20 protein-coding genes and 1 tRNA gene are annotated in these 21,714 nt (G+C 61.6%); 13 read left to right on the top strand and 8 right to left on the bottom strand.

What is annotated here, in order from left to right:
• Nucleotides 1-1,122 (bottom strand): response regulator (locus tag ACY69P_RS02615; RefSeq protein WP_462326478.1); only part of this gene is annotated, 1,122 nt, incomplete at its 3' end.
• Nucleotides 1,123-1,374: 252 nt separating this feature from the next.
• Between ACY69P_RS02615 and ACY69P_RS02610 the strand changes: the two genes are divergently transcribed.
• The 4 genes from ACY69P_RS02610 to ACY69P_RS02595 all read left to right on the top strand — a co-directional run bounded on the left by ACY69P_RS02610 (nucleotide 1,375) and on the right by ACY69P_RS02595 (nucleotide 6,830).
• A complete protein-coding gene (locus ACY69P_RS02610; RefSeq protein WP_462326477.1) occupies nucleotides 1,375-1,581 on the top strand; it encodes a hypothetical protein in 207 nt (68 codons plus the stop codon).
• A gap of 311 nt (nucleotides 1,582-1,892) precedes the next feature.
• Nucleotides 1,893-2,342: a multiheme c-type cytochrome gene (locus tag ACY69P_RS02605; RefSeq protein WP_462326476.1), complete on the top strand. Its 450-nt coding sequence runs from the start codon at nucleotides 1,893-1,895 to the stop codon at nucleotides 2,340-2,342.
• Between the two features lie 10 nt (nucleotides 2,343-2,352).
• Complete coding sequence (locus ACY69P_RS02600; RefSeq protein ID WP_462326475.1) at nucleotides 2,353-4,377, top strand: methyl-accepting chemotaxis protein; 2,025 nt, start codon at nucleotides 2,353-2,355, stop codon at nucleotides 4,375-4,377.
• Between the two features lie 128 nt (nucleotides 4,378-4,505).
• Nucleotides 4,506-6,830, top strand: coding sequence for a methyl-accepting chemotaxis protein (locus ACY69P_RS02595; protein WP_462326474.1), 2,325 nt, complete (start codon nucleotides 4,506-4,508; stop codon nucleotides 6,828-6,830).
• 84 nt (nucleotides 6,831-6,914) lie between these two features.
• Here the strand turns inward: ACY69P_RS02595 and ACY69P_RS02590 are convergent, their stop codons facing one another.
• From ACY69P_RS02590 to ACY69P_RS02565, 6 genes are all read right to left on the bottom strand, one after another.
• The gene (locus tag ACY69P_RS02590) at nucleotides 6,915-7,454 is read right to left on the bottom strand and encodes a hypothetical protein (RefSeq protein ID WP_462326473.1); all 540 of its coding nucleotides are present in this window, start codon (nucleotides 7,452-7,454) and stop codon (nucleotides 6,915-6,917) included.
• Nucleotides 7,455-7,516: 62 nt separating this feature from the next.
• Nucleotides 7,517-7,744 (bottom strand): hypothetical protein, encoded by a 228-nt coding sequence (locus ACY69P_RS02585; RefSeq protein WP_459898657.1) that lies wholly within the window; start codon nucleotides 7,742-7,744, stop codon nucleotides 7,517-7,519.
• A gap of 462 nt (nucleotides 7,745-8,206) precedes the next feature.
• Complete coding sequence (locus ACY69P_RS02580) at nucleotides 8,207-9,445, bottom strand: replication-associated recombination protein A (RefSeq protein ID WP_462326480.1); 1,239 nt, start codon at nucleotides 9,443-9,445, stop codon at nucleotides 8,207-8,209.
• A 19-nt stretch (nucleotides 9,446-9,464) separates the two neighbouring features.
• Entirely contained in the window at nucleotides 9,465-10,193 is a 729-nt protein-coding gene (locus ACY69P_RS02575) for a 16S rRNA (uracil(1498)-N(3))-methyltransferase (RefSeq protein WP_462326472.1), read from the bottom strand.
• A gap of 104 nt (nucleotides 10,194-10,297) precedes the next feature.
• A complete protein-coding gene (gene gcvT / locus ACY69P_RS02570; RefSeq protein ID WP_404844904.1) occupies nucleotides 10,298-11,380 on the bottom strand; it encodes a glycine cleavage system aminomethyltransferase GcvT in 1,083 nt (360 codons plus the stop codon).
• 50 nt (nucleotides 11,381-11,430) lie between these two features.
• Nucleotides 11,431-13,176 (bottom strand): hypothetical protein, encoded by a 1,746-nt coding sequence (locus tag ACY69P_RS02565; protein WP_459899833.1) that lies wholly within the window; start codon nucleotides 13,174-13,176, stop codon nucleotides 11,431-11,433.
• 349 nt (nucleotides 13,177-13,525) lie between these two features.
• Here ACY69P_RS02565 and ACY69P_RS02560 point away from each other — a divergent pair, with 349 nt between their 5' ends.
• From ACY69P_RS02560 to ACY69P_RS02545, 4 genes are all read left to right on the top strand, one after another.
• Entirely contained in the window at nucleotides 13,526-14,680 is a 1,155-nt protein-coding gene (locus ACY69P_RS02560; protein ID WP_462326471.1) for a glycosyltransferase family 2 protein, read from the top strand.
• A gap of 84 nt (nucleotides 14,681-14,764) precedes the next feature.
• Nucleotides 14,765-15,727 (top strand): GAF domain-containing protein, encoded by a 963-nt coding sequence (locus ACY69P_RS02555; RefSeq protein ID WP_459899837.1) that lies wholly within the window; start codon nucleotides 14,765-14,767, stop codon nucleotides 15,725-15,727.
• Between the two features lie 125 nt (nucleotides 15,728-15,852).
• Entirely contained in the window at nucleotides 15,853-16,878 is a 1,026-nt protein-coding gene (mreB, locus tag ACY69P_RS02550) for a rod shape-determining protein (RefSeq protein ID WP_459899839.1), read from the top strand.
• A gap of 80 nt (nucleotides 16,879-16,958) precedes the next feature.
• Nucleotides 16,959-17,744 (top strand): inositol monophosphatase family protein, encoded by a 786-nt coding sequence (locus ACY69P_RS02545; RefSeq protein ID WP_462326470.1) that lies wholly within the window; start codon nucleotides 16,959-16,961, stop codon nucleotides 17,742-17,744.
• 120 nt (nucleotides 17,745-17,864) lie between these two features.
• On the opposite strand, the gene ACY69P_RS02540 is transcribed toward ACY69P_RS02545, so the two are convergent.
• Complete coding sequence (locus tag ACY69P_RS02540; protein ID WP_404844910.1) at nucleotides 17,865-18,341, bottom strand: NUDIX hydrolase; 477 nt, start codon at nucleotides 18,339-18,341, stop codon at nucleotides 17,865-17,867.
• A 132-nt stretch (nucleotides 18,342-18,473) separates the two neighbouring features.
• Between ACY69P_RS02540 and rimI the strand changes: the two genes are divergently transcribed.
• The 5 genes from rimI to ACY69P_RS02515 all read left to right on the top strand — a co-directional run bounded on the left by rimI (nucleotide 18,474) and on the right by ACY69P_RS02515 (nucleotide 21,434).
• Nucleotides 18,474-18,944, top strand: coding sequence for a ribosomal protein S18-alanine N-acetyltransferase (gene rimI / locus ACY69P_RS02535; protein ID WP_459899843.1), 471 nt, complete (start codon nucleotides 18,474-18,476; stop codon nucleotides 18,942-18,944).
• Between the two features lie 62 nt (nucleotides 18,945-19,006).
• Nucleotides 19,007-20,188, top strand: a complete 1,182-nt coding sequence (locus tag ACY69P_RS02530) for a phosphoglycerate kinase (RefSeq protein WP_462326479.1) — start codon at nucleotides 19,007-19,009, stop codon at nucleotides 20,186-20,188.
• 4 nt (nucleotides 20,189-20,192) lie between these two features.
• Entirely contained in the window at nucleotides 20,193-20,945 is a 753-nt protein-coding gene (gene tpiA / locus ACY69P_RS02525; protein ID WP_459899844.1) for a triose-phosphate isomerase, read from the top strand.
• A gap of 43 nt (nucleotides 20,946-20,988) precedes the next feature.
• The gene (gene secG / locus ACY69P_RS02520; RefSeq protein WP_459899846.1) at nucleotides 20,989-21,336 is read left to right on the top strand and encodes a preprotein translocase subunit SecG; all 348 of its coding nucleotides are present in this window, start codon (nucleotides 20,989-20,991) and stop codon (nucleotides 21,334-21,336) included.
• Nucleotides 21,337-21,347: 11 nt separating this feature from the next.
• Nucleotides 21,348-21,434 (top strand) — tRNA-Leu (locus tag ACY69P_RS02515).
• The last annotated feature ends 280 nt before the right edge of the window (nucleotides 21,435-21,714 follow it).

Below are 21,714 nucleotides of genomic sequence, written 5' to 3'. Positions count from 1 at the left end.
GACCACCAGCCACGCGTCAGCAAGGGGCGCGGGCAGAAATGCCGGGGCCGACAGTTCCGGGTCCGCCTGCGGGGCGCGCCGGGGAGAGCGGGGTGCCCCGCCAAGAATGCGCTTCATGCGGCGTGATGCGTCGCCGGTGCCGGATTCCTCGGCAAGGGCGGCAGCCACGCGCCGGGCTGTGGCCTCGGGGTGGTCCGTAAAGTGGCAGGCGCGGGAAATGGCCGTGTACACCGCGCTCTCGTTTCCGCTGTGCTCCATGGCCTGTGCGTAGGCGCGGCCTGCACCGGTCCAGTCGCCGCGTTTGACCATGGCGGCGCCGAGGTCGATGAACGGGTTGTCCGTCTCCGGGCACTGTTTGAGCACGCGGACGAAGATGGTGCGCGCTTCCTCGTAGCGGCCAATGCGGGAGTAGGCCGCGGCGGCAAGGCGCATGTATTTGCGGGCTTGCCTGTCGTTCCCCTTGCCCTGCCATGCTTTGCCCAGCCCCTCATATGCTTCGGCGTAGAGGCGGTCGAGGACGGTGGCCTTGCGGAAGTTGACGATGGCGCCGTTCCAGTCGTGCTTGCCAAGGCGGGCGCAGCCGGTTTTGTAGTAGTCGTGGGCCTTTTCCGGGGCGGCGACCACGTGCTCCCACTTGCGCATGGCCTTGTCCACTTGCCCTTCTTCGGCTTGCCGCGCGGCGCGTTCAAGGGCGGCGCGCTGGGCCGCGCCTGCAAGGTCGCCCTGCGCGGCAAGGCTGAGTTGGCGCTGAAAATTGTCCTGCGAGTAGGGGCGGAGCAGGTAGCCCGCGCATCCTGCGGCCACGGCGTCCAGCAGGGCGCCCTCGCTGGTATCCGTGCTGGCGAGGATGACGGGGATGCTCCGGACCTGCGGCGCATCGCGCAGCATATGCAGAAAATCCAGTCCGCGTGCGCCGTGGAGCTGTTCGTCGCAGATGACGAGGTCGGCGTGTGTTTTTTCGATGAGGGACAACGCCCCGGCGGGCGTGTCCGTCCCGCTGATGGTGTTGACGCCGCACTGGCGCAAAAAGCGCTTGTCCCGCTGGCGGTTGGCTTCCGACGCGGTAACGACAACGGCGCTGGTAAAGCCCGTGCTGGTGTGCTGTGGATTCTGGTTGTGCATTGAAATCTCCATAGAGCTGCCACCTCATTCATCGGCAGAAAATGCAGGGGCTTTAGCCCACTAGCGCGAAAAGCGCGGCGCACGGCTCCAGACGCTTACTCCCGCTTCCGCCGCGTCAGCCCACGTGCCCCGCGGTATACGTGGCTGGCTGTGGCGGCCGCCGTCGTCCGTAATGGGCGTGCAAAAAATTCCGGCACGGAAATTGATTAAAGCCGGAGGGATAGCACACCACGAACGGTCAACGGAGGTCGTATGCAGAAGAAGTGTTGCCGTTGTAGCGGCGAGCTTGGTGAATGGAGCATATACGTCGAAACAGAGCGCGGCCCCATCTGCGGCGACTGCATTGTAACGGAGGGGCTTCGCGTTGCGCGGCCCGAACAGCGCCGGAACAATGTCGTTCCGCTGACACGCGAGCGCATCGTCCTTGTTGACGAGGCGGCAGGGTGGGGCGCGAAATAACGCGCCACGTCGTGAACGGGCGCGACAATGCGCTTTGATTCACATGCAGGGGCGCTGGGAGGCATTGGACCTTTCAGCGCCCCTTTTTTGCGGCTTGTGGCCGGAGAGGATGGAGAAAATCCCTTTCGCGGCAGTTTTCTTCTTTTCAACGCTATAGATGATGCGGTACGAGTTTGGACCTGTTGCAGGGGAAAAGGGGTTACGAGGGGAATTTGCCTGCATTGGCGCGGCTTGACCCGTTTTGCCAGACGGGGCGCCTGCGGAGCATCCCCCCGGTTCTTTATGAATTGAATGCTTCTGAGAGGTCACTAATGAGAGGGAAGGTCATTATCGGTGCCGTATTCGCCCTTGGGCTGTACGTTGCGCCGAGTGTGCATGCCGGAGGGTATGTGGGCTCCAAGGCCTGTGGAGAGTGTCACGAGGAAGAGTATCAGCGGTTCACTGCGCATTCCAAGAAAGCCCGCTCGTGGGAGAGTGTGGAGGTGATGGCTTCGGACCTGACGCAGGAGGAACTGCGCGGGTGTTTTGACTGTCACACCACGGGGTACGGCAAAGGCGGCTTCATCAGCCACGACGCCACGCCGCACCTTGCTGATGTGGGATGCGAAACCTGCCACGGGCCGGGCGCAGAGCATGCGGACATGGGGGACCCATCGCTCATCACGCGCACGCCTACCCTTGACGACTGTCGGCGCTGTCATAATGCCGACCGTGTCCAGAACTTTGACTTCAAGCCGCTGATCCACAGCGGTGCACATTAAGGGGGCCGCCATGCTGGATTACGTGAAGCGTCATCTGGGTGTGAAGGTCACCATCCTTGTGCTTGTGGTCAGCGTTATTGTCTTTACCGGCCTTGCCGTTGTCACCGCCGCATGGCGCAGCGAAGATTTTCGCGCAAGCCTTGAGCAGTCCGTCGGCCAGACGTCCGAGCTGCTCTACCACGCCATTGCCAAGCCTATGGTCGTTGGCGACGACGCAGGCACCCGCGAGCAGTTTGACTTTATCCGCGAAAAATATCCCGATGTGCAGGTTTACCTGACTAACTTCCGCGGCAATATCACCTACACCACCACGCCGGACCATGAGCGCATAGACCTTGACGAAGCCCTGCCCATGGACGGCCTGCACGCCATGTCCGAACAGGCCCTCAAGACGGATTCGTCGGCGGGCAAGCTCCTGCAGGCTGGAGACAAGCACGTGTTTGTGCGGGTGGACTCCATCCGCAACCGGCAGTCTTGTCATCACTGTCATGGGGCGTCGCAGCCCATTCTTGGCGAGATGGTCGTCATGCAGGACGTTACCCCCGCCATTGCGGGTATGAACATGGAGATTGCCAAGTTCGTCGGCTTGTGCGTGGCGGGGCTGGTTATTCTTGTGGCCTCGGTGGTGATATTCCTGCGGCGGCAGGTGGTGCGCAATGTGGGCATCATCGCCAAGGCCTCGCGTGATATCACCGCGGGCGACCTGAGCGCGGACTTCAACGTCTCCACCAGTGACGAGTTGGGGCAGATGTCCCATACCCTTGCGGAGATGGTGGACAAGCTCAAGAAACAGCTTGGATTCTCCGAGGGCGTCCTCAAGGGCATAACCCTACCGTGCGTTATCAGCCGTCAGGACGGCACCATTTCCTACATGAACCGCCAGCTGTGCGAGTACCTTGGCAAGCCCGGCTCGCCGGAGCAGTACAAAGGGCAGCTTCTTGGCGAGTTCTTCTACGGCGATGCCAAGCACGTCACCACGTCCTGCCGCGCTTTGGAAACCAAGCGGCAGGTCACCGAAGAAATCACCTACGCCACGCCCGATGGCCGAAACCTCACCGTGGAAGTGACCGCAACACCCTTCCACGACATGGACGGCAAGCTCCTTGGCACCTTGGCCATCTGGTTCGACCTGACGGAAATCCGCGCCAACGAGGAGCGCATCAACGAGCAGAACCAGCGCATGACCGGCGCCGCTCAGGAGGCCGAAGCCGTTTCCTCGCAGGTGGCGTCCGCGTCCGAGGAACTTGCCGCGCAGGTGGAGCAGTCCACCCACGGCGCGGACGACCAACAGCAGCGCATTGCCGAAGTGGCCACCGCCATGGAGGAAATGAACGCCACGGTTATCGAGGTCGCCCGCAATGCCGGAAACGCCGCAGAAATGGCCGAGCAGGTCCGTAACCGCGCCCGCGAAGGGCACGACGTGGTCAACTCCTCCGTGGAGCTGGTCAACGTGGTGTCGCAGCAGGCGCAGGAGCTGCGCCAGAGCATGACCGAGCTGGGCGCCAAGGCCGACGGCGTTGGGCAGGTCATCACCACCATTGAGGATATTGCGGACCAGACCAACCTGCTGGCCCTCAATGCCGCCATCGAGGCCGCCCGCGCTGGCGACGCCGGACGCGGCTTTGCCGTTGTTGCCGACGAGGTCCGCAAGCTGGCCGAGCGCACCATGGCCGCCACCAAGGAAGTGACGGACTCCATCAAGGAGATTCAGGAAAGCGCCAACCTCAACGTGCGCGGTACGGAAAAGGCCGTGGACGCCGTGGAGCGTAGCCGCGACATGGCGCACCAGTCCGGCGAGGTGCTGCAGGACATTGTCCGCGTCATCGAGCAGACCGCCGACCAGGTCCGCACCATTGCCACCGCTGCGGAACAGCAGTCCGCGACAAGTGAGGAAATCGCCAACGCCACCGAGGGCATACGGACCATCGCATCCGAAACGTCCGTGGCGATGGATGAATCAACACGCGCCATCAGCGACCTGGCGGGGCTGGCGCAACGGCTGCAAACAGTTATTGAAACGATGCGATCCAAATAATGCCATAGCGCATTCCGGACGCATCTTGAGAGAGGGATGTTGAGGGCTCCGGACAGACCGTTCGGGGCCCTCTTTGTGTTTTGACAAGGAGGACGCGCCCCCGCGCCCTCAGCAGAGAAGGGGTTTCAATGCTGCGAATTAAGAGTTGCAACACGCTTCTTTCCGCGTTGGTTGTTCTGCTTATTGCGTCATCAGTCGGGGGGCTGGTGTGGTATGTGAACGCATCGTCCTACAGCATGGCGCTGGACATGGGACGCCAGACCGCCGTGCAAAGCTGCGAGAGCACCGTCCGCTCGCTGGACCGGTATCTGGAGGGCGCCGAAGTGCTGGCCAAAGGCCTTGCCAAGGAGCGTAAGGTCCGCAACAGCCTTATGTCCTCCTACGGCGCCAACAAGGCCTACACCCGTCTCAAACAGGTGGTGGAGTCCCAGCCCGGCTACGCCGCCGTGGCCATTTTTGACGCGACGGGCCGCATCGTTGCGGGTGCGGATACTGAGGGCAACAGCCTTGCAGGAACCGACCCCGGTGGCGGCGACGCCATCGAGGCCATTCTTGGCGGCAGGATGTCCTTTGCCTCGGGCAACGTCGTCGCCCTTGAGGGCGGTGGACAGGTCTTTGCCGTAGGGCACGCCATCACCGACGGCGGCGACACGGCCACCGGCGGCGTGCTGGTCTTCCCGCGTCTGGATATCTTTATGACGCAGGTGCTGGAGCCGGTGCGCGTCGGCGATGCGGGCTACGGATTTATTCTTGATGCGCAGGGCCGCGTCCTCGGCCACGGGGCGGACCCCTCGCTCGTGATGCGCGACGTCAGCGCCGAGCCGTTTATCCAGAAGACCCTTGCCAAGAAGCATGGCGACATTTGGTACACATGGAATGGCCGCCACAAGCTTATGAGCTTTAAGACCGTGGCCGAAACGGGCTGGCGCGTCGCCGTGAGTGTGGACGAGGCCGACCTTGCCGCCACCGCCGTGCGTCAGCGCAGTATCATGATTGCCGCAGGCGTCGCTATGATTTTGCTGGTGGCCGGGAGCATCGTTTTTCTCGTGCGCACCTTTGCCCTGCGCCCCCTCGCGCAGGTGGAGCGCTTTTCCGGGCAGGTTGCCGCAGGCGACTACAACGCCACGCTGGACGGGCACTTTCGTTTTGAATTTGCCGGGCTGGCCGAGCATGTGACGGATATGGTGGCCGAGCTGAAGTCCCGCCTTGGCTTTTCGCAGGGCGTTCTCAGCGGCATCACGCAGCCCTGCGTTGTTGTGGGGCCGGACAACCACGTGCGGTACGTCAACGACGCCATGTGCGCCGTGCTGGAACTGCCCGGCGCGCCAAGCGAATACATCGGCACCACGTCCGGTGAACTCTTCTACGGCGACGCCTCGCGCCACACCATTACCCAGCGCGCGCTGGAGCAGGACCGCCAGCTTGAGGAGGAAATCACCTACTCCACGCCCAGCGGCCGCACCATCGTGGTCAACGTGACGTCCACTCCGTTTTTCGACATGGACGGCACCTGCCTTGGCACCATGACCCTCTGGTTCGACCTTACCGCCATCCGCGAGCAACAGCAGCGCATCCGCAATCAGCACGAGCGCATCTCCCACGCCGCCGGGGACGCCAACGATGTGTCCTCCATGGTTTCCTCTTCCGCCGAGGAGCTTGCCGCGCAGGTGGAGCAGTCCAACCACGGGGCCGAGCAGCAACAGCAGCGCACCGGCGAGGTCGCCGCCGCCATGGAAGAGATGAACGCCACCGTGCTGGAAGTGGCCCGCAATGCCGACAGCGCCGCGGAAATGGCCGAGCAGGTGCGCGACCACGCCCAGCGCGGCGAAGGCGTCGCCGCCAAGGCGCGCGACGTGTCCGTTGCCGTGGCCGAGCAGAGCGCCCAGCTCACCGCGCAGATGGAGGAACTGGGCAAGCAGGCCGAAGCCGTGGGGCAGGTCATCACCGTCATTCAGGAAATTGCCGACCAGACGAACCTTCTCGCCCTCAATGCCGCCATCGAGGCCGCACGCGCTGGCGACGCTGGGCGCGGCTTTGCCGTTGTCGCCGACGAAGTGCGCAAGCTGGCCGAGCGCACCATGAGCGCCACGCGTGAGGTCACGCAGTCCGTCACCCTCATTCAGCAAAGCGCCGCCCAGACCGTGGACGGCACCCGTGATGTCGCCTCCGGCATTGAGGAAACCCGCGAGATGGCCGAACAGAGCGGCGCCGTGCTCAGCGAGATTGTCCGCATGATCGACTCCACTGCCGATCAGGTGCGGGCCATTGCCACCGCCGCAGACCAGCAGACCGCCTCCAGCGAGGAAATCACCCGCGCAACCGAAGGCATCCGCACCATCGCGACCGAGACCTCAACCGCCATGGGCGAATCCACGCAGGCTATTCAAGCCCTTGCCGAGCAGGCCGCGCGTTTGCAATCCATCATCGGCGATATGCGAAGCGGCGACGCCTAGCCCCATCGCCTCCGTACAGCCCAAAAAAGACGCCCCGGGACCATCAGGTTCCGGGGCGTTTGTCGTCGGTGGGAAAAGGGGGCGCTATTTCTTCGCCTTTGTCTTGGCCGCTTTTTTCGGCTCCGAGGCCGCAGGAGCCTCTTCCGGCGCTGGCTCTTCGTCCATTGCGGAGTCGGCCTGCGTTTTGGGCGTGCGCGGCAGGTGGCGTTTCAGCTTCGTCATAGCCTTGGCCGGTTCCTCGCCCGGTCCAAGGTGGTGCATCACGCCCTTGGGGGAAATCCAGTGCCAGCCCTCAGGCTCCTTCAGCAGCGTTGCGCCGTGCGATTGCAAGAAGTCCTCGGCAAGCGAGCGCTCCACCGCGTCGTGCATCTGCTCCATCAGGCGCTCGTTCTCCAGCGCCAGCGACGCCGTGCGGAAGATTTCCAGCGCGCCGTGGACAATGTCGTGCAGCGACACCGCGTCCGGGTCGGTCAGTCCCTTCTTTTTGCTGGACAGCAACCGTTCCAGCGCCAGCAGGTCCTTGCGGAGCGCTTTAATTTCGTCCTTGGCCAGTTCCTTGGCCTCTTCCGTCGATTCGACAAGGGATTTCAGTGCCGGTGCAGGCATGGTGCGGGATTGGGACATGGCGGGGCGGATGGCTCCTTTCGGCAAAAGCCGGTGGCAGTTCAGCGTCGGGCACACAACAGTTACGGAGTCGTCGTGCCAAGCACGGCCGCAAGGTAGCTCAGTACCGAGACTCCGGCAATCGTCCACAGGATAAAAAGCGCAATGACAAAGCACACAAGCGACAGCATGCGCGAAACAAACCGCGGCGTCCGCATGCGCGAAAACAGCGTCTCCGTCAAAAAGGCATGCACATAAAAGTGCCACGCCAAAAGAAGAACCACCAAAACCGCGCCCGCGTAAATGACCATGGCTTCCTCCTCAGATACCACGCCAGCCTACCCCGGGGACGCCACGAGCCTAGCAGGATGCGTGCGGCGGGGCAACAGCAGGGCAGACGTGTGGCGGGTGGGGGCGTGCGTTGGGAGGTGCGTGTGGCGACTGGCGTGCGGTGGGAGGTGGCGCGGGGGTGTTTGTGCTCCGCAGGCCAAAGGGCCGTGGGCCCTTTGGAATCCCATGTGCGCACAGGCCGGGTGCGTGTGGATGGGGCGGTCGTCACCCCTGTGCGACTCCCGTCCGTCTGGATGGGAGAGTTTTTGGGGGGCGTTGGAGCGAGGGGAAGGGCGGTGAGAATCTTTGTCTGGCCTCCGGAAAAAGAAAAGGGCATAAGGCAAGAGAATCCCGCCCACCCACCCCTATTTTCGGGGCGGCTTCCGCCCCGAAAATCCTAAGGATTGTTAAGGAAATTATTTCCTTAACCAGCTCTGCTCTCTTTATCTCTTCCGCATACGGTTCTTCCACAGGGCGGCGAGTTTGGGTTCTTCGCCTTGGTCTTTATCCTTATAGAAGCGCCGTCCGACGAGTTGGTCGGGCAGGTAGTCCTGTTGTACCCACGCGCCGGGGAAGCTGTGGGGGTACTTGTATTCTTTTTTGTAGCCCCATTCTTCCATGAGCTTGGTGGGCGCATTGCGCAGATGCAGGGGCACGGGTTTGGGGCCGTTTTTGCGAATTTCTGCGGCGGCGCGGTGATAGGCCTCGTAGGTGGAGTTGCTCTTTTTGGTGAGCGCCAAATACACGGCGCATTCGCTCATGGGGATGAAGCCTTCGGGCATGCCGACGAACTCCACGGCCTGCTGGCAGGCCACGGCCATCTGCATGGCGTAGGGGTCGGCGAGGCCGATGTCTTCGCCAGCGGAGATGATAAGGCGGCGGCAGACAAAGCGCGGGTCTTCGCCGCTTTCGAGCAGGCAGGCCAGATAGTAGACCGCGGCGTCCGGGTCGCTGCCGCGGATGGACTTGATGAGCGCGCTGGCAAGCTCGTAGTGCGAGTCTCCGGCCTTGTCGTGGCGCAGAACGAGGTCCGGCAACACGGTCTTGAGGTGGTCCGGTTCGCGGTGTTCTTCGGGCAGGTCGGCGACGTACTCGACGAGGTTGAGCAGTGAGCGCGCGTCACCCTGGGCGATGCCTGCGAGAACGCGCAACGTCTCCTCGGGAATGGTGACGCCGAGCTTTTCGGTGCCGCGCTTGGCGACTTGCATCAGGTCGCGGCGGGAGTGCTCGTGCAGGCGCAACACGTGGAGCCGCGAGAGCAGCTGCCGCGTGACGGAGAAGGATGGATTCTCCGTGGTGGTGGCAATGAGCGTAATCTCGCCGGACTCCAGAATGGGCAGGAAGAAGTCCTGCTGCGCCTTGGAGAACCGGTGAAGCTCGTCAAGGACGAGGAGTTTGACGTCGTCCTGAATGCGTTTGCGCAGGGCGCTGAGCCCGGCTTCCGGCGCGCTGACGCGTAGATAGGGCAGTCCACTGCGCTTGGCGAGGAGCAGGGCAAGTGTGGACTTGCCGCAGCCGGGCGGGCCAAAGAGCAGCAGACTGGGCACGCGCTCGGATGCCAGCAGGGCGTCGAGCTTTTCGCGCAGGTGCGATTGACCGACAAACTCCTCGAACTCGTGAGGGCGGATGCGGTCGGCAAGGGGGCGCGTTTTGGCCGTGGAGCGGCTGGAGCCGCCGCCCATGCCCGCGGGAGCGTGGCCTTTAGGATTCGTCAACATGATGCCTCCCCCACCAGAACAGGCTGAGACAGACAAGGGCCGCCGTTTCCCAGCGCAGAATGGACCCGCCAAGGCTGACGGGGGTGAATCCGGCGTCAACGAGGGCTTCGGCCTCGCCGGGGGCGAAGCCGCCTTCCGGGCCAAGAACGCAAAGCACGCTCCCCGGCGTGCTGACGGCGGGATAGTCGAGCACAGCAGGGCGCGACAGGTCTTCCCATAAGAGGAAGCGGTGGTCGTAGTCCTTGCCGAGGGCGATGAGGTCCTGCACGCCGCCGGGGCAGGTGTGGATTTCGGGCAGGAAGGGGTTGCCGCATTGCTTGGCGCCGGCGATGAGCTTGGTGTCCCAGCTTTCCTTGCTGCCTGCGGGCACACGGCCCTGACTGCGTCCGGCTTGCCAAAAGACAAGGCCGCCGGCTTGCAGTTCCACGGCTTTTTCAAGCAGCCAACCGCGCCGGATGCCCTTGGCCCAGCCGAGGGCGAGGGTCACGGGATTGGCGGGCGGGTCGATGTGCTCGATGCGCTTGGGCAACAGCTCCGCGCGGGATTTGCTGACGGAGACGATTTCAAACGTGCCGGTTGCGCCGCAGCCGTCAAAGAGGCGAACCTCCTCGCCGGGTTTCAGGCGGAGAACGCGGGAAAGGTGGTGCGCTTCCGGGCCGGTAAGGACGTATGGCTCGCGCCAGTCGTCCGGATGCATGTAGAAGGTTTTCACCGTAATGTGTCCTTGTTGTTCAAAAAAGCAAAGCCCCAAGCGCCGCCTGTGTTCCTGCACGGAGCAGGGACAGGCCGGGGCTTGGGGCAATGAAGACGGTATGCCTACAGCTTAAGGCGTGCTGTCCCCTCCTTGTAGAAGGGCAGGGCCGAGCGTTTGGCGGAAATTTTCTTCTTGCCTTTGCCCGCGAGGAATTCCTCGTTTTCGGCGGCGTCCTTTTGGACGTAGGCTAGTGCCACGGCGTGGCCGAGGCTGGGGGCGTAGCAGCCACTGGTAACGCGGCCCACTTCCTCGCCGCTGGGCAGGAAGACGGGGTCGTCGTGGCGCGCGGCCTTGCGGCCTTCCATTTCAAGAGGGATGAGCTGTTCGCGTACATCAAAGGCGTGGGCCTTGCCGATGTAGTCCGCCTCGGACTTGAGGAAGAACGCGCCGCCAGCTTCTGCCGGAGTGTGCTTGTCGTCAAGGTCCTGTCCGTAGAGGGAGAGGCCGACTTCAAGGCGCAGAGTGTCGCGCGCGCCAAGTCCGGCGGGTTCCACGTCCGGGTGGGCAAGCAGGGCTTCCCACAGGCGCAGGGCGGCTTCCTCGCGGATGTAGAGCTCGTAGCCGAGTTCGCCTGTGTAGCCGGTGCGGCTGATGATGCACGGGTCGTTCATGAACTCGGCCTTCTTGAAGGAGAAGTAGCTCAAGAAGCTCCAGTCCTCACCGGTGACGGCATTGAGCACGGTGCAGGCGGCAGGGCCTTGGAGGTCAATCTTTGCCGTAAGCTCGGAGATATCCTCAAAGAACATGTCCGCGGGCAGATGGGACTTAATCCACGCGTAGTCCGTCATGGTGCGCGCACCGTTGACCACCAGCAGGTACTCGTCGTCGCTCATACAGTAGACGATGAGGTCGTCAATGATGCCGCCGTCCTCGTTGAGCATATAGCCGTAGCGGCAGCGCCCGGGGCCGAGGGTGGCAAGATTGTGCGTGACAAGGCGGGAGAGGTGCTCCTTGGCCTTGGCGCCCTTGAGCTTGAATTCGCCCATGTGGCAGATGTCGAAGACGGACGCCCTTGTGCGGGTGTGCGTATGCTCGCTGATGATGCCAGCGTACTGGACGGGCATATCCCAACCGGCGAAGGGTACCATCTTGGCACCATTGGCTACGTGCCACTCATGAAGTGGCGTGGTCAAAAGCTTGGACAATGAATCTTCCTCCGAAGCTGGGGGCGAATGGAAGCGGCCATGGGGCGTTGTTATACCGCAGTGCCCGGGCCTTTGTCATCCGAGTCTGTGCGGGACTTCCGGATGGACTTGAATTCATCAATGAGCGACACAAGGCGCCTATAGCGCTTTTTGATTTCCTGCCCGTAGGGCGTGAGGTCTTCGTCCTTTGGGCGGACGTAGGTGCGCACGAGGTAGGAGTCCCGCAGGATGTTCTTTGCAATGCCTAGTACATTCTGCACCAGTTGGTCAAAGTAGTTGACGATTTCAAACTTGAGATCATGCAGGACGGCGTTGGTCTGCTCCAGCATTTCCAGATAGTTGATGCGCTTTCCCTTGAACGTGCGGTGCTGCAGGTTTTCAAGCAGCTGCACCTTACGGGCCTGCTGGATGTAGCTGTATTTGGTCCAAACCTCTTGATACAGCTCGTTCATGGTGTTGAACGTTTCGTAGTTGTCCGGGTCAAGGAGGTAGGTGTCCAGCACCTTGACCATGGACGAATAGAATTCGTCGGAATAGGCGATGATGCGCCGCTGATGCTTGGACAGCCACGCGTACAGGAATTTTAGGCGCTTTTCATGGGTGTCCGTATTATCCACCACTTCGTTCCGCTTATAGACAATGCGCCCGATATATTCACCTTTGGCGATGTCGTTCATGCGCACGACCATGTTGGTGGCGTCCTTGATGAGGTTCACCTTGTCGTTCACACGGCCGGACCATGGGTGGATGATTTCCTGTTTCAGCACGGACAGCGCGCGGTCCTGCCGGACGTTGTCCTTGGAGTAGACGTGCTGGCGGTACACCACGCGCATGATGACCACGCGCTTTTCCTTATCCACGAAATAGCGGCCCCGGCCGAGGCTGGCGAGGGCTTCGCGCTGGTTGTCGTCCACCTGCACAAGGGCGATTTTCTCCACACGCGGGTACCGCTTTTGGGAGGGATGCGTGTAGATGGTGGTCAGCGTGCGGTCGGACTGCCCAAGCACGCGGATGAGGAACTTCTCGCCCATGGCGTGCAGACGCCGGGCAAACAGCGCGCTGGAGGTGCGGCGCTCGGACACGATGGGGAAGCCGTACAGCTCCATGAGGAACTGATAGACGAAATTTCTGTTGCGCTCGTAGCGGGCGTTATCGCCCACGCGGAATTTGCCGATGCGCAGGCCAAAGCGCTTGATTTCCGTATCAAGGTCCGAAGGCAGCGAAGCATAGATGCCCGAGAGATGGAAGTTGCCGTCAAGGTTCTGGGCCATCACATGCGCGCGGTCCAGATTGAGCAGAAACTCCAGCATGTCCGGGTACTGCTCAATGGCGGTGAAGTCCTTGCGGCCAAAGCGGCGGCGGAAGGCTTCCTGATAGGGCTTGGGGAGGCGGTCCAGCAGAACGCGGCGGTTTTGGTCCATCACGTTCTTTTCCAGCGGGCAGGCGAAGCCGTCGCCGTAGCTTGTGGCTTCCAGAAAGTCGTGCAGAATGTCGAACTGGAACGGCTCGCTGAAGTAGTTGAGCGGCCGCGCAAGGGCGACCATGCTGAATCCCGGCAGGTTGGCGTACTCGAAGGTGTCGGACTCGAAGGACGGCAGCAGTTCACGCCAGTCCAGAATGGGGTAGTCGTCGTTTTCGAAGTAGGGCTTCAGCAGGCAATGCTTAACGTGAACGCGGTCAAGGTAGCGCTTCAGGGTGGAGAGCGAACTGATGTTGAGGGTGAAGTCTGTGTCGTCGCCACTTGGGGCGTTGAATTCCTTGGATGTACTAAAAGCGTGTTCCCAACTGAAGCGCATGCCGTTTTCCAGAGGCCTCCGAGGCCTGTAAAAAGGTGGGCGGTAGCGTTGACTATGGCGATAGAATCACCTCCGTTCTCGGTGTGTCGTGTCGTACCGTGGCCAGAGCCCGGCGGCACATAGTCAACAGAAAAAGTCTACATCCTGTCAGAAAGAATGACAATAGTTCGTCCCGCCATGGGCGGAAATTTCTTCATTTTTTCCTCTTTTCCCGCCCCAGCGGCACTGCGGGGCGACGACAGACCCGCGAATCGGCCTTGGCGCATGGTAAAAGGGCCGCGTTTCTGCTACGTTGCGGCAATTAGGCCGGTCATGGCCGGTGGACAGCGTCAGCCGCAGGGGAGGAGCCGTGGGCGATGAGTTGACGATGGTGACCTATACGTTCAATGACGCGCGCTTGGCGGACGGACTGCTCAGGTCCGTGCCGACGTGGAGCGTGCGCCCGCAGCGCGTGTTGGTGGTGGACGATGGCTCGGCCACCGCGTATGCCTCGCCGCAGCTCCCTGAGGGCGCGCCGCCTGTCGCCATTGAACGGCTGGATGAAAACCGCGGCCCGGCAGGGGCGAAGGCCCATGGCCTTGCCGCCGTGGCGGGCAGCGACATGGTCCTGTCCGTGGATTGCGACATCCGCCCCGCGCCGTATTGGGTGGCGCGCGCCAAGGAGCTTTTGGCGGAGGAGGGTGTGGGTCTTGTCGGCGGCATCATCACGTGTGACGCCGGAAGCGGGCCTACCGCGCGCTATATGGCCCGGTATGACATTTTGGATTTTGACCCGCAAAAGACGGGCTTTTTAACGGGGAACATCTGGCTGATGTGCGGCGAGGTGTGGACGGCTGTGGGCGGCTTTGGCGCGCACAGCGGCCCAACGCATGAGGATTTTGCTTTTTGTCGCCGCCTCGCGGAGCATGGGTATGTTCTGCGCCGGGTGGAGGACGCGCCCGTGCGGCAGGTGCGCCGCATGAGCCGCCGCGCCTTGGCCGCCCAGCATTCGCGCTATACCGGGGCCAGCGTGCGGGCCGTGGTGGAGCGCAAAAGCCTGTGGGATGGCCTTGGCCCCATTGTGCAACTGGTGTCCATGCGCATGAGCAGCGCCGTGCAGCGGGGTGAGGACGTTTTCGTTTATCTGGAGCTGTTGCTGTTTGCGCGGCTGATGCTGGACCTGTTTGCGGCGCGCACGCGTTTTGTGCCGCAGGGGCCGCTGGATGTGGCGGAGTTTCGCGCAGCGCTCATGGGGCGGCTGGAGCCATACCCCACGGTGCGCCAGCTGCTGGAGTGCGACTTGGCGGACGTACCGCCTGCGCCGCCGGGTGGCGGTACGGGAGCGCGGGACGTATGGGAAACGCTGCTGGACATGTTTACCCCGTTTATCCGCGCCGGAGTCTTTGACAGGCTGGAGCGCGAAGGCGTGGCAAACCTGCGCCGCGAGGACGAGGAAACCGCGTTCGACTTCCATTATCTGGCCCCAAATGCCGATGCCCCCGCCACGGATGGAGGCGTAAAATAATGCTGTTAAAATCTGGCCCGGTATCGTACACCTTAGGCCGCGCCGGTCAATCCGGGCCGAACGCTCAAACGCTTCAAGTTGGATATGGTTAACGACAGCCTTGAAAAACTTCTGGGTATCGTCTGTAGCGTATTCGACGCCTATTCCACCCTGCTTTTTTTGCCGGGGGAGGATGCAAAAGAATACCACCTAAGGGCGCAGTTTAGCCTTGGGGACGATATTCGTGAAGACACGACGATAGCGCCGGGACAGGGGCTTGTGGGCTGGATTATCAGAAACCACGAGCCGCTCTTGATCAACAACTTCGACCGCAAGCGTAGCAAACTGGGCTATTACGCCAACGACGAGGAGAACAAGGTCAAGGCCTTCATGGGCTGCCCCTTGGGACCCAGTGGAGGGGCGTTGTGTGTGGATAGCCGCCGATCGTACAACTTTAGCGGTAAGGATCAAAAAATCCTGCAGCTCTTTGCCGACCTTGCCTGCGACATCCATTGCGGAGCCTCGCAGGTGAAGAAGGATCAGGAAGAGCACCGCTTTTACAAAAGCCTGCAACTCATACAAGGGTTGCGGAAGCAGTTTCCGCGATGGGATGCATTTCTCCAGCACTTTTTGGAGATTGTTGTGGAAGCGACGCGTTTTTCGCATTGCTTTTTGGTGGCGAGGGACGAACGGGGAGAGTCGTACTTCGTCGAAGGGGCCAATATTCCGGTCATTTCCGGCCCCAGCAGTGGGTCCGGGCGTTTTCCCATACGCTCTGGACTGGTGGGGTGGGTGTTTGCCAATGGGCAGGCCGTCCACTCCGGTGATGGCGACGCCTCGGGCGCGCCGCAGCCTCTGCTGGGTAAAAATTCGGGTGCGCCGGAATTTCGAAGCTCCATCTGCATGCCGCTTATTATCCATAAGCGGACACGCGGCGTTCTGGTCCTCGCCAATGAGGCCCCAATGGAGGTGACTCCGCCAGTCAGGGAATTTGTCGAGATGGCTACGGACCATCTGGCCCTGTTTCTGGAAAACCTTTTCCTCAAAGGCCGTCTGCAGGAAACCTAGCGGATGGCTGGGGAATCTTCCCCCGGGCGTTGCCGCCACGGGGGGAATCGAGTATAGAGTACCGAGCCTCACATGAGGCATGACGCGGATTCAACCTCTACTACGGCAAAAGAGAGCTGACATAGATGATTTTCAAACGCCTTTTCGGCTTCCTCGGCAAAGACCTCGCCATGGACCTGGGAACGGCCAATACGCTGATATTCTCCCCGAAAGACGGCATTGTCCTGAATGAACCCTCCGTTGTGGCCATGGACGCACACAACGGCAGCATTCTTGCCGTCGGCAAGGAGGCCAAGGACTTTCTGGGCCGCACTCCGGACAGAATTCGCGCCATCCGCCCCCTGAAGGATGGCGTTATCGCCGACTTTGAAGTGACCAAGGAGATGATCTCCTTCTTCATCAAAAAGGTCATCACCGGCATGTCGCTGGTGAAGCCGCGTATCGTTATCTGTGTGCCCACAGGCATCACGCAGGTGGAAAAGCGCGCGGTTATCGAGTCCGCCCTGCAGGCGGGCGCGCGGGAAGTAAAGCTGATTGAGGAACCCATGGCCGCCGCCATCGGTGCGGGCCTGCCCATTGAGGAACCCATCGGCAACATGGTGGTGGACATTGGCGGTGGTACCACGGAAGTGGCCGTCATCTCCCTGTCCGCCGTGGCCTACGCCGAAAGCGTCCGCGTGGCGGGCGACGAGATGAACGAGGCCATCCAGCGCTATTTTCAGGACGAGCACCAATTGCTCATCGGCGAGAATATGTCCGAGCGGGTCAAGATGACCCTTGGTACGGCCATGCCGCTGGACGCCCCGCTGACGGGCGAAGTTTCGGGCAAGAACCTCGTCAACGGCACGCCCAAGACCATCCAAATCTCCGACGAGGAAATCCGCCACGCCATTCAGGAGCCGGTGGCGCACATTGTGCTCGCCGTGAAGCGTTCGCTGGAGAAGACGCCCCCGGAACTGGTGGGCGACATCGCCAACAACGGTTTGCTGCTGGCGGGCGGTGGTGCCTTGCTCAAGGGGCTGGATCGCCTCATCTGTAAGGAAACGAACCTCAACGTCATCGTGGATGACGATCCGCTGACCACCGTTGTCCGCGGAACGGGCCGCAGTCTGGAAGAGGCCAAGCTCTACAGCAAGGTCTACATCAACTAGCCCGAAATACCATATTCATGCATTCTGACAGGCGGCCCAAGTGGCCGCCTTTTTCCTGACCAACGCTCAAGGAGAGAGCCATGTCCGATTATGTGACGCCACTCCTGTTGACCCGCACTCTCGCCGCCGTGCGTGAGGCCGGGCGCATCGTAACCGACGCGTGGAACACCCCGCGCAATATCACGTACAAGGGCCGTATCGACCTCGTCACCGAAACTGATGTGGCCGTGGAAAACCTGCTGAAAGAGCGCCTTGGCGAGATTTTGCCCGAGGCCGGCATGCTGGCCGAAGAAAGCGCGGAAAGCCTTGAACCGCAGGCGTTGACGTGGATTGTTGACCCTGTGGACGGCACCACGAACTTTGCCCACGGCATTCCGATGTGCGCTGTGTCCGTGGCCCTGTGGCGTGATGGCCGCCCCGAGCTTGGCGTTGTCTCGCTGCCTGTGATGGATGAATTGTTCCACGCCGTGCGCGGGCAAGGGGCGACGCTCAACGGCGCGCCCATCAGCGTCACCACCGAGGCCGACCCGGAACGCGCGCTGGTGGCGACGGGCTTTCCCTACACGGTCAAGGAAGACCTGCCGCGTATCATCTCGCCGCTGGAACGCGTGCTGGCCACGTGTCAGGGCGTGCGGCGCATGGGCGCTGCGGCTGTGGACCTTGCCTATGTGGCCTGTGGGCGGATGGACGCCTTTTACGAGCGTGGCCTCAAGCCGTGGGATACTGCGGCGGGCATGCTGCTGGTGGAGGAAGCGGGCGGGCGCGTCAGCGCTTTTGACGCGAACACGCCGTACACCTTCGGCGGCGGCATTCTTGCCAGCAATGGCCCTCTGCACGAGGCCATGAGCGGCCTTATTACCGATTAGAGACGATACGACACGGCGCAGGCCGGACGATATGTCAGCCTGCGCCGCATCAAAACAGCGCCGGACCACAGTTGTGGGCGGCGCGCTGCGTGGTAAAGGGATGGCCGGGTGGGGCGGGCGCTAGAACAGCATGCCCAGTTCCCAGAAGGTGACGATGGCCGGCGTAAGCTGGTCGCGGAAGTCGCGGACGAGCAGGGCGAGTTCTTCCTCGTCAACGTACATGCCGCCGGAGACTTCTTCGGGATTCGTCTTGAGGCGCGCGGTGACGCGTCCGGCGGAGTACAGCGAGACAAAGGCGTAGCCCGTGGAGTGGCTGGCCGGAACGTCGTGCACGAAGCGAAGGCCCGTCACGCGGACGCCCAGCTCCTCGTATAGCTCTCTGATGGCGGCGTCCTCGCGGGATTCGCCAACTTCAACATGGCCCGTGGCGGAGAGGTCCCACCGTCCGGGGTAGAGGGTTTTCTTGCGCGAGCGCTTTTGCAGGTACAGGCGGCCGCGCTCATCGTAGACCAGAACAAGGACGGCCCGGTGCCGCAGGGTCTGCTGGCTGGCGTCGGGCAGGGCTATCACACAGAGCGGGTTGTCGTGTTCATCCACGATTTCCACACTTCCATGCTTTATCGGCGGTGTCGTATTCCCTAAGGAAAACAAAGTGGTGTTTTGCGTTGACGGCATACGCCGTGTATAGCAGGGGAGGGAGAAAATTCAACTTTCAGACAAGGTTTTTTCGTGACTGAGGTAAAATATGTTTTCGACAGGCTTGGCGCGGACGACGTAGACGCCCTTGTTGCGCTGGAGTCCGAGTGCTTTTCCCACCCGTGGGGAGCGGAGCAATTTCGGCTGGGCCTGGAGCGAAAAGTCTTTTATGTATTTGGACTTAGGCAAGGCGACGCCCTTGCGGCCTACTGCTCGCTTTACCTCGTGGCGGACGAGGCCGAGATTTTGAACATTGCCGTGCGCCCCGGCCTGCGCGAGGCCGGCCTCGGCTCGCACTTGCTGGGTATGATATTGCAAATTTCCGCTAAAATGGGCATGAAAGCCGCGCATTTGGAAGTTCGCGCTTCCAATGTTCCGGCGCAGCGCCTGTACGCAAAGTTCGGCTTTGAGCAAGTGGGCGTGCGCCCGAAATACTATCCAGACACAGGGGAAGACGCCTTTCTCATGACGCTGGATATGGAAAAATCATCCGGCAGGGGCTAAACTCATCCGGATGCCCGAGCCATACGTACAAAGAAATCTTTCAGGCAAGGAGAGATGCCGTGTTGAAATTTATCGATCAAATTGACCTGAGCGGCAAAAAACTACTTATCCGCGTGGACTACAACGTCCCCATCAAGGACGGCGTTATCGCTGACGATAACCGCATCCGCGCCAGCCTGCCCACGGTGCAGCATGCCTTGGAGCAGGGCGCGGCCCTGATTTTGTGCGCGCACCTTGGCAAGCCCAAGGGGCAGGTCAAGCCGGAGTTCTCCCTCGCCCCGGTGGCCAAGCACCTTGGCGAACTGCTGAGCCGTCCCGTGAAGATGGCCCCCGACTGCATCGGTGACGAGGTCAACGCCATGGTCGCCGGCCTGAAGCCCGGCGAAGTGCTGATGCTTGAGAACCTGCGCTTCCATCCCGAGGAACAGGCCGGTGACGACGCCTTTGGCCGTCAGCTGGCCGAGCTGTGCGACGTGTACTGCAATGACGCCTTTGGCACCGCGCACCGCGCCCACGCCTCCATGACGGGCATTCCCGCCCACGCCAAGGAAAAGTGCGCAGGCTTCCTGCTCAAGAAGGAGTGGGAGTTCCTCGGCGAATCCCTTGCCGACCCCAAGCGCCCCTACGTGGCTATTTCCGGCGGCTCCAAGGTGTCCTCCAAGCTGGGCATCCTGAACAAGCTGCTGGAGAAGGTGGATTCCCTGATCATTGGCGGCGCCATGGCGAACACCTTTCTGCTGGCGCAGGGCGTTGGCGTTGGTTCCTCTCTGGTGGAGAAGGACCTTGTGGACGAAGCAAAGCGCGTGATGCACACCGCCGAGGAGCGCGGCGTGAAGCTGGTTCTGCCCCTCGATTTTGTGCTGGGCGAAGGGCCGGACGCCGCCGCAGCGGTGAAGACCGTGGACGCCGCAGACGGCATAGACGACGGCCTGATGGCTCTTGACGTGGGCCCCAAGACCGTTGCCCTCTACCGCGAGGTGCTCCAGGGCGCCAAGACGGTGGTTTGGAACGGTCCTGTCGGCGCGTTTGAGAACCCGGCCTTTGCCGAAGGCTCCATGGAATTGACCAAGATCGTTGCCGGGCTGGCCGATGCCATGACCATCGGCGGTGGCGGCGATACTGGCTCCTGCCTCAAAATGGCGGGGCTGGCGGATAAAATGACCTTCATCTCCACGGGCGGTGGCTCCTTCATGGAATTCATGGAAGGCAAGGACCTGCCCGCATTCACCGCACTCAAGGAGTAGCGCAATGAAGCAACTGATGGCTGCCAACTGGAAGATGTACAAGACGGCCGGTGAAGCCCGCGAAGTCGCCGACGAGCTGGTGAAGCTGGTCGGCGAGGTGCCGGAAGGGCGCGAAGTTCTGGTCATCCCGCCCTTTACCGCGCTGCATGCCGTCGCCGGGGCGTTTAATCACGGAACCGGCTTCCACCTTGGCGCGCAGAACTTCTATCCCGAGGCCGAAGGTGCGTTTACGGGCGAAATTTCGCCAGCCATGCTGCGCGACGCATGCTGCTCCTACGCCCTTGCCGGGCACTCCGAGCGCCGTCACGTCATGGGCGAAGATGACGCCTTCATCGGCCGCAAGGTGGCCTACGGTCTGGAGCAGGGCCTGCGCATGATTTTGTGCGTTGGCGAGCTGCTGGAGGAGCGCAAGGCTGGCCGTGTGGAAGAGGTTTTGCGCTTGCAGCTGGAAAAGGGCCTTTCCGGCGTGCCGCAGGATGTTCCGGCAGAAGATATCGTCGTAGCCTATGAGCCTGTGTGGGCTATCGGCACCGGAGAGGTTGCAGGTCCGGACGAAATCGTGCATGCTCACGCCTTCGTCCGGAGTGTCCTCGTTGACCTCTTTGGCGAAAAAGGTCATGAAATCTGCATTCAGTACGGAGGCAGCGTGAAGCCTGCCAACTGTTCGGAAATCATAGCGCTTGACAATGTTGACGGTGTGCTGGTAGGAGGCGCAAGCCTACAGGCTGAAAGCTTCAGCCAGATCGTCAAGGCATAAGCAACACGACCCGCCAAAGATGCGGGATTCAAGGGAGTTTGATTTGGAATCCTTAGTTCTTACTCTGCACATTCTTGCCTGTCTCATCCTTATCGTGCTGGTTCTGTTGCAGTCCGGCAAGGAAGGCATGGGTGTCATCTTCGGCGGCGGCTCCAGCACCGTGTTCGGTTCCTCCGGCGCAGGTGGACTTTTGACCAAGCTGACGGCGTTCCTCGCTGCAATCTTCTTGGTCACCTCGCTGGTCTACAACGTGCTCACCAGCTCCAAGCCCGGTGATGAGTCCATCATGACGAGCGTCCCCGCCGTGACCGAACCCGCTCCCGAAAAGGCCGCTCCCGTTGCCAAGCCGGACGACATCCCCGTCGCCCCGGCCGAGGAAAGCGCAGAGTAGTCTGACATAATGCCGAAGTGGTGGAATTGGTAGACACGCTATCTTGAGGGGGTAGTGGCCGAAAGGCCGTGGGAGTTCGAGTCTCCCCTTCGGCACCAGAGATTACAAAAGCCCGCAGCATACGCTGCGGGCTTTTTTGCGTCTGTTGGCAGGGGGGCGTTGAGGCAGGGGGAGTGGGGGAAGAGTGCCTTCGGCGAGTTAAGGAAATAATTTCCTTAACAATCCTTAGGATTTTCTGGGCGGAAGCCGCCCAGAAAATAAGGGTGGGCCACGGGCGAGAGTTGTCAGGGGTGACGACGGTCCTCTCTACGCGCACCCGGCCTGTGCGCACGCAGGATTCTTAAGCAATCGTATTGGCAATCAAGCGTTAAGTGCAGG

The sequence above is a fragment of the Desulfobaculum sp. genome, assembly GCF_054921475.1.
Note: the sequence above shows the minus strand (reverse complement) of the source record. Positions and strands in the feature narration are given on the sequence as shown.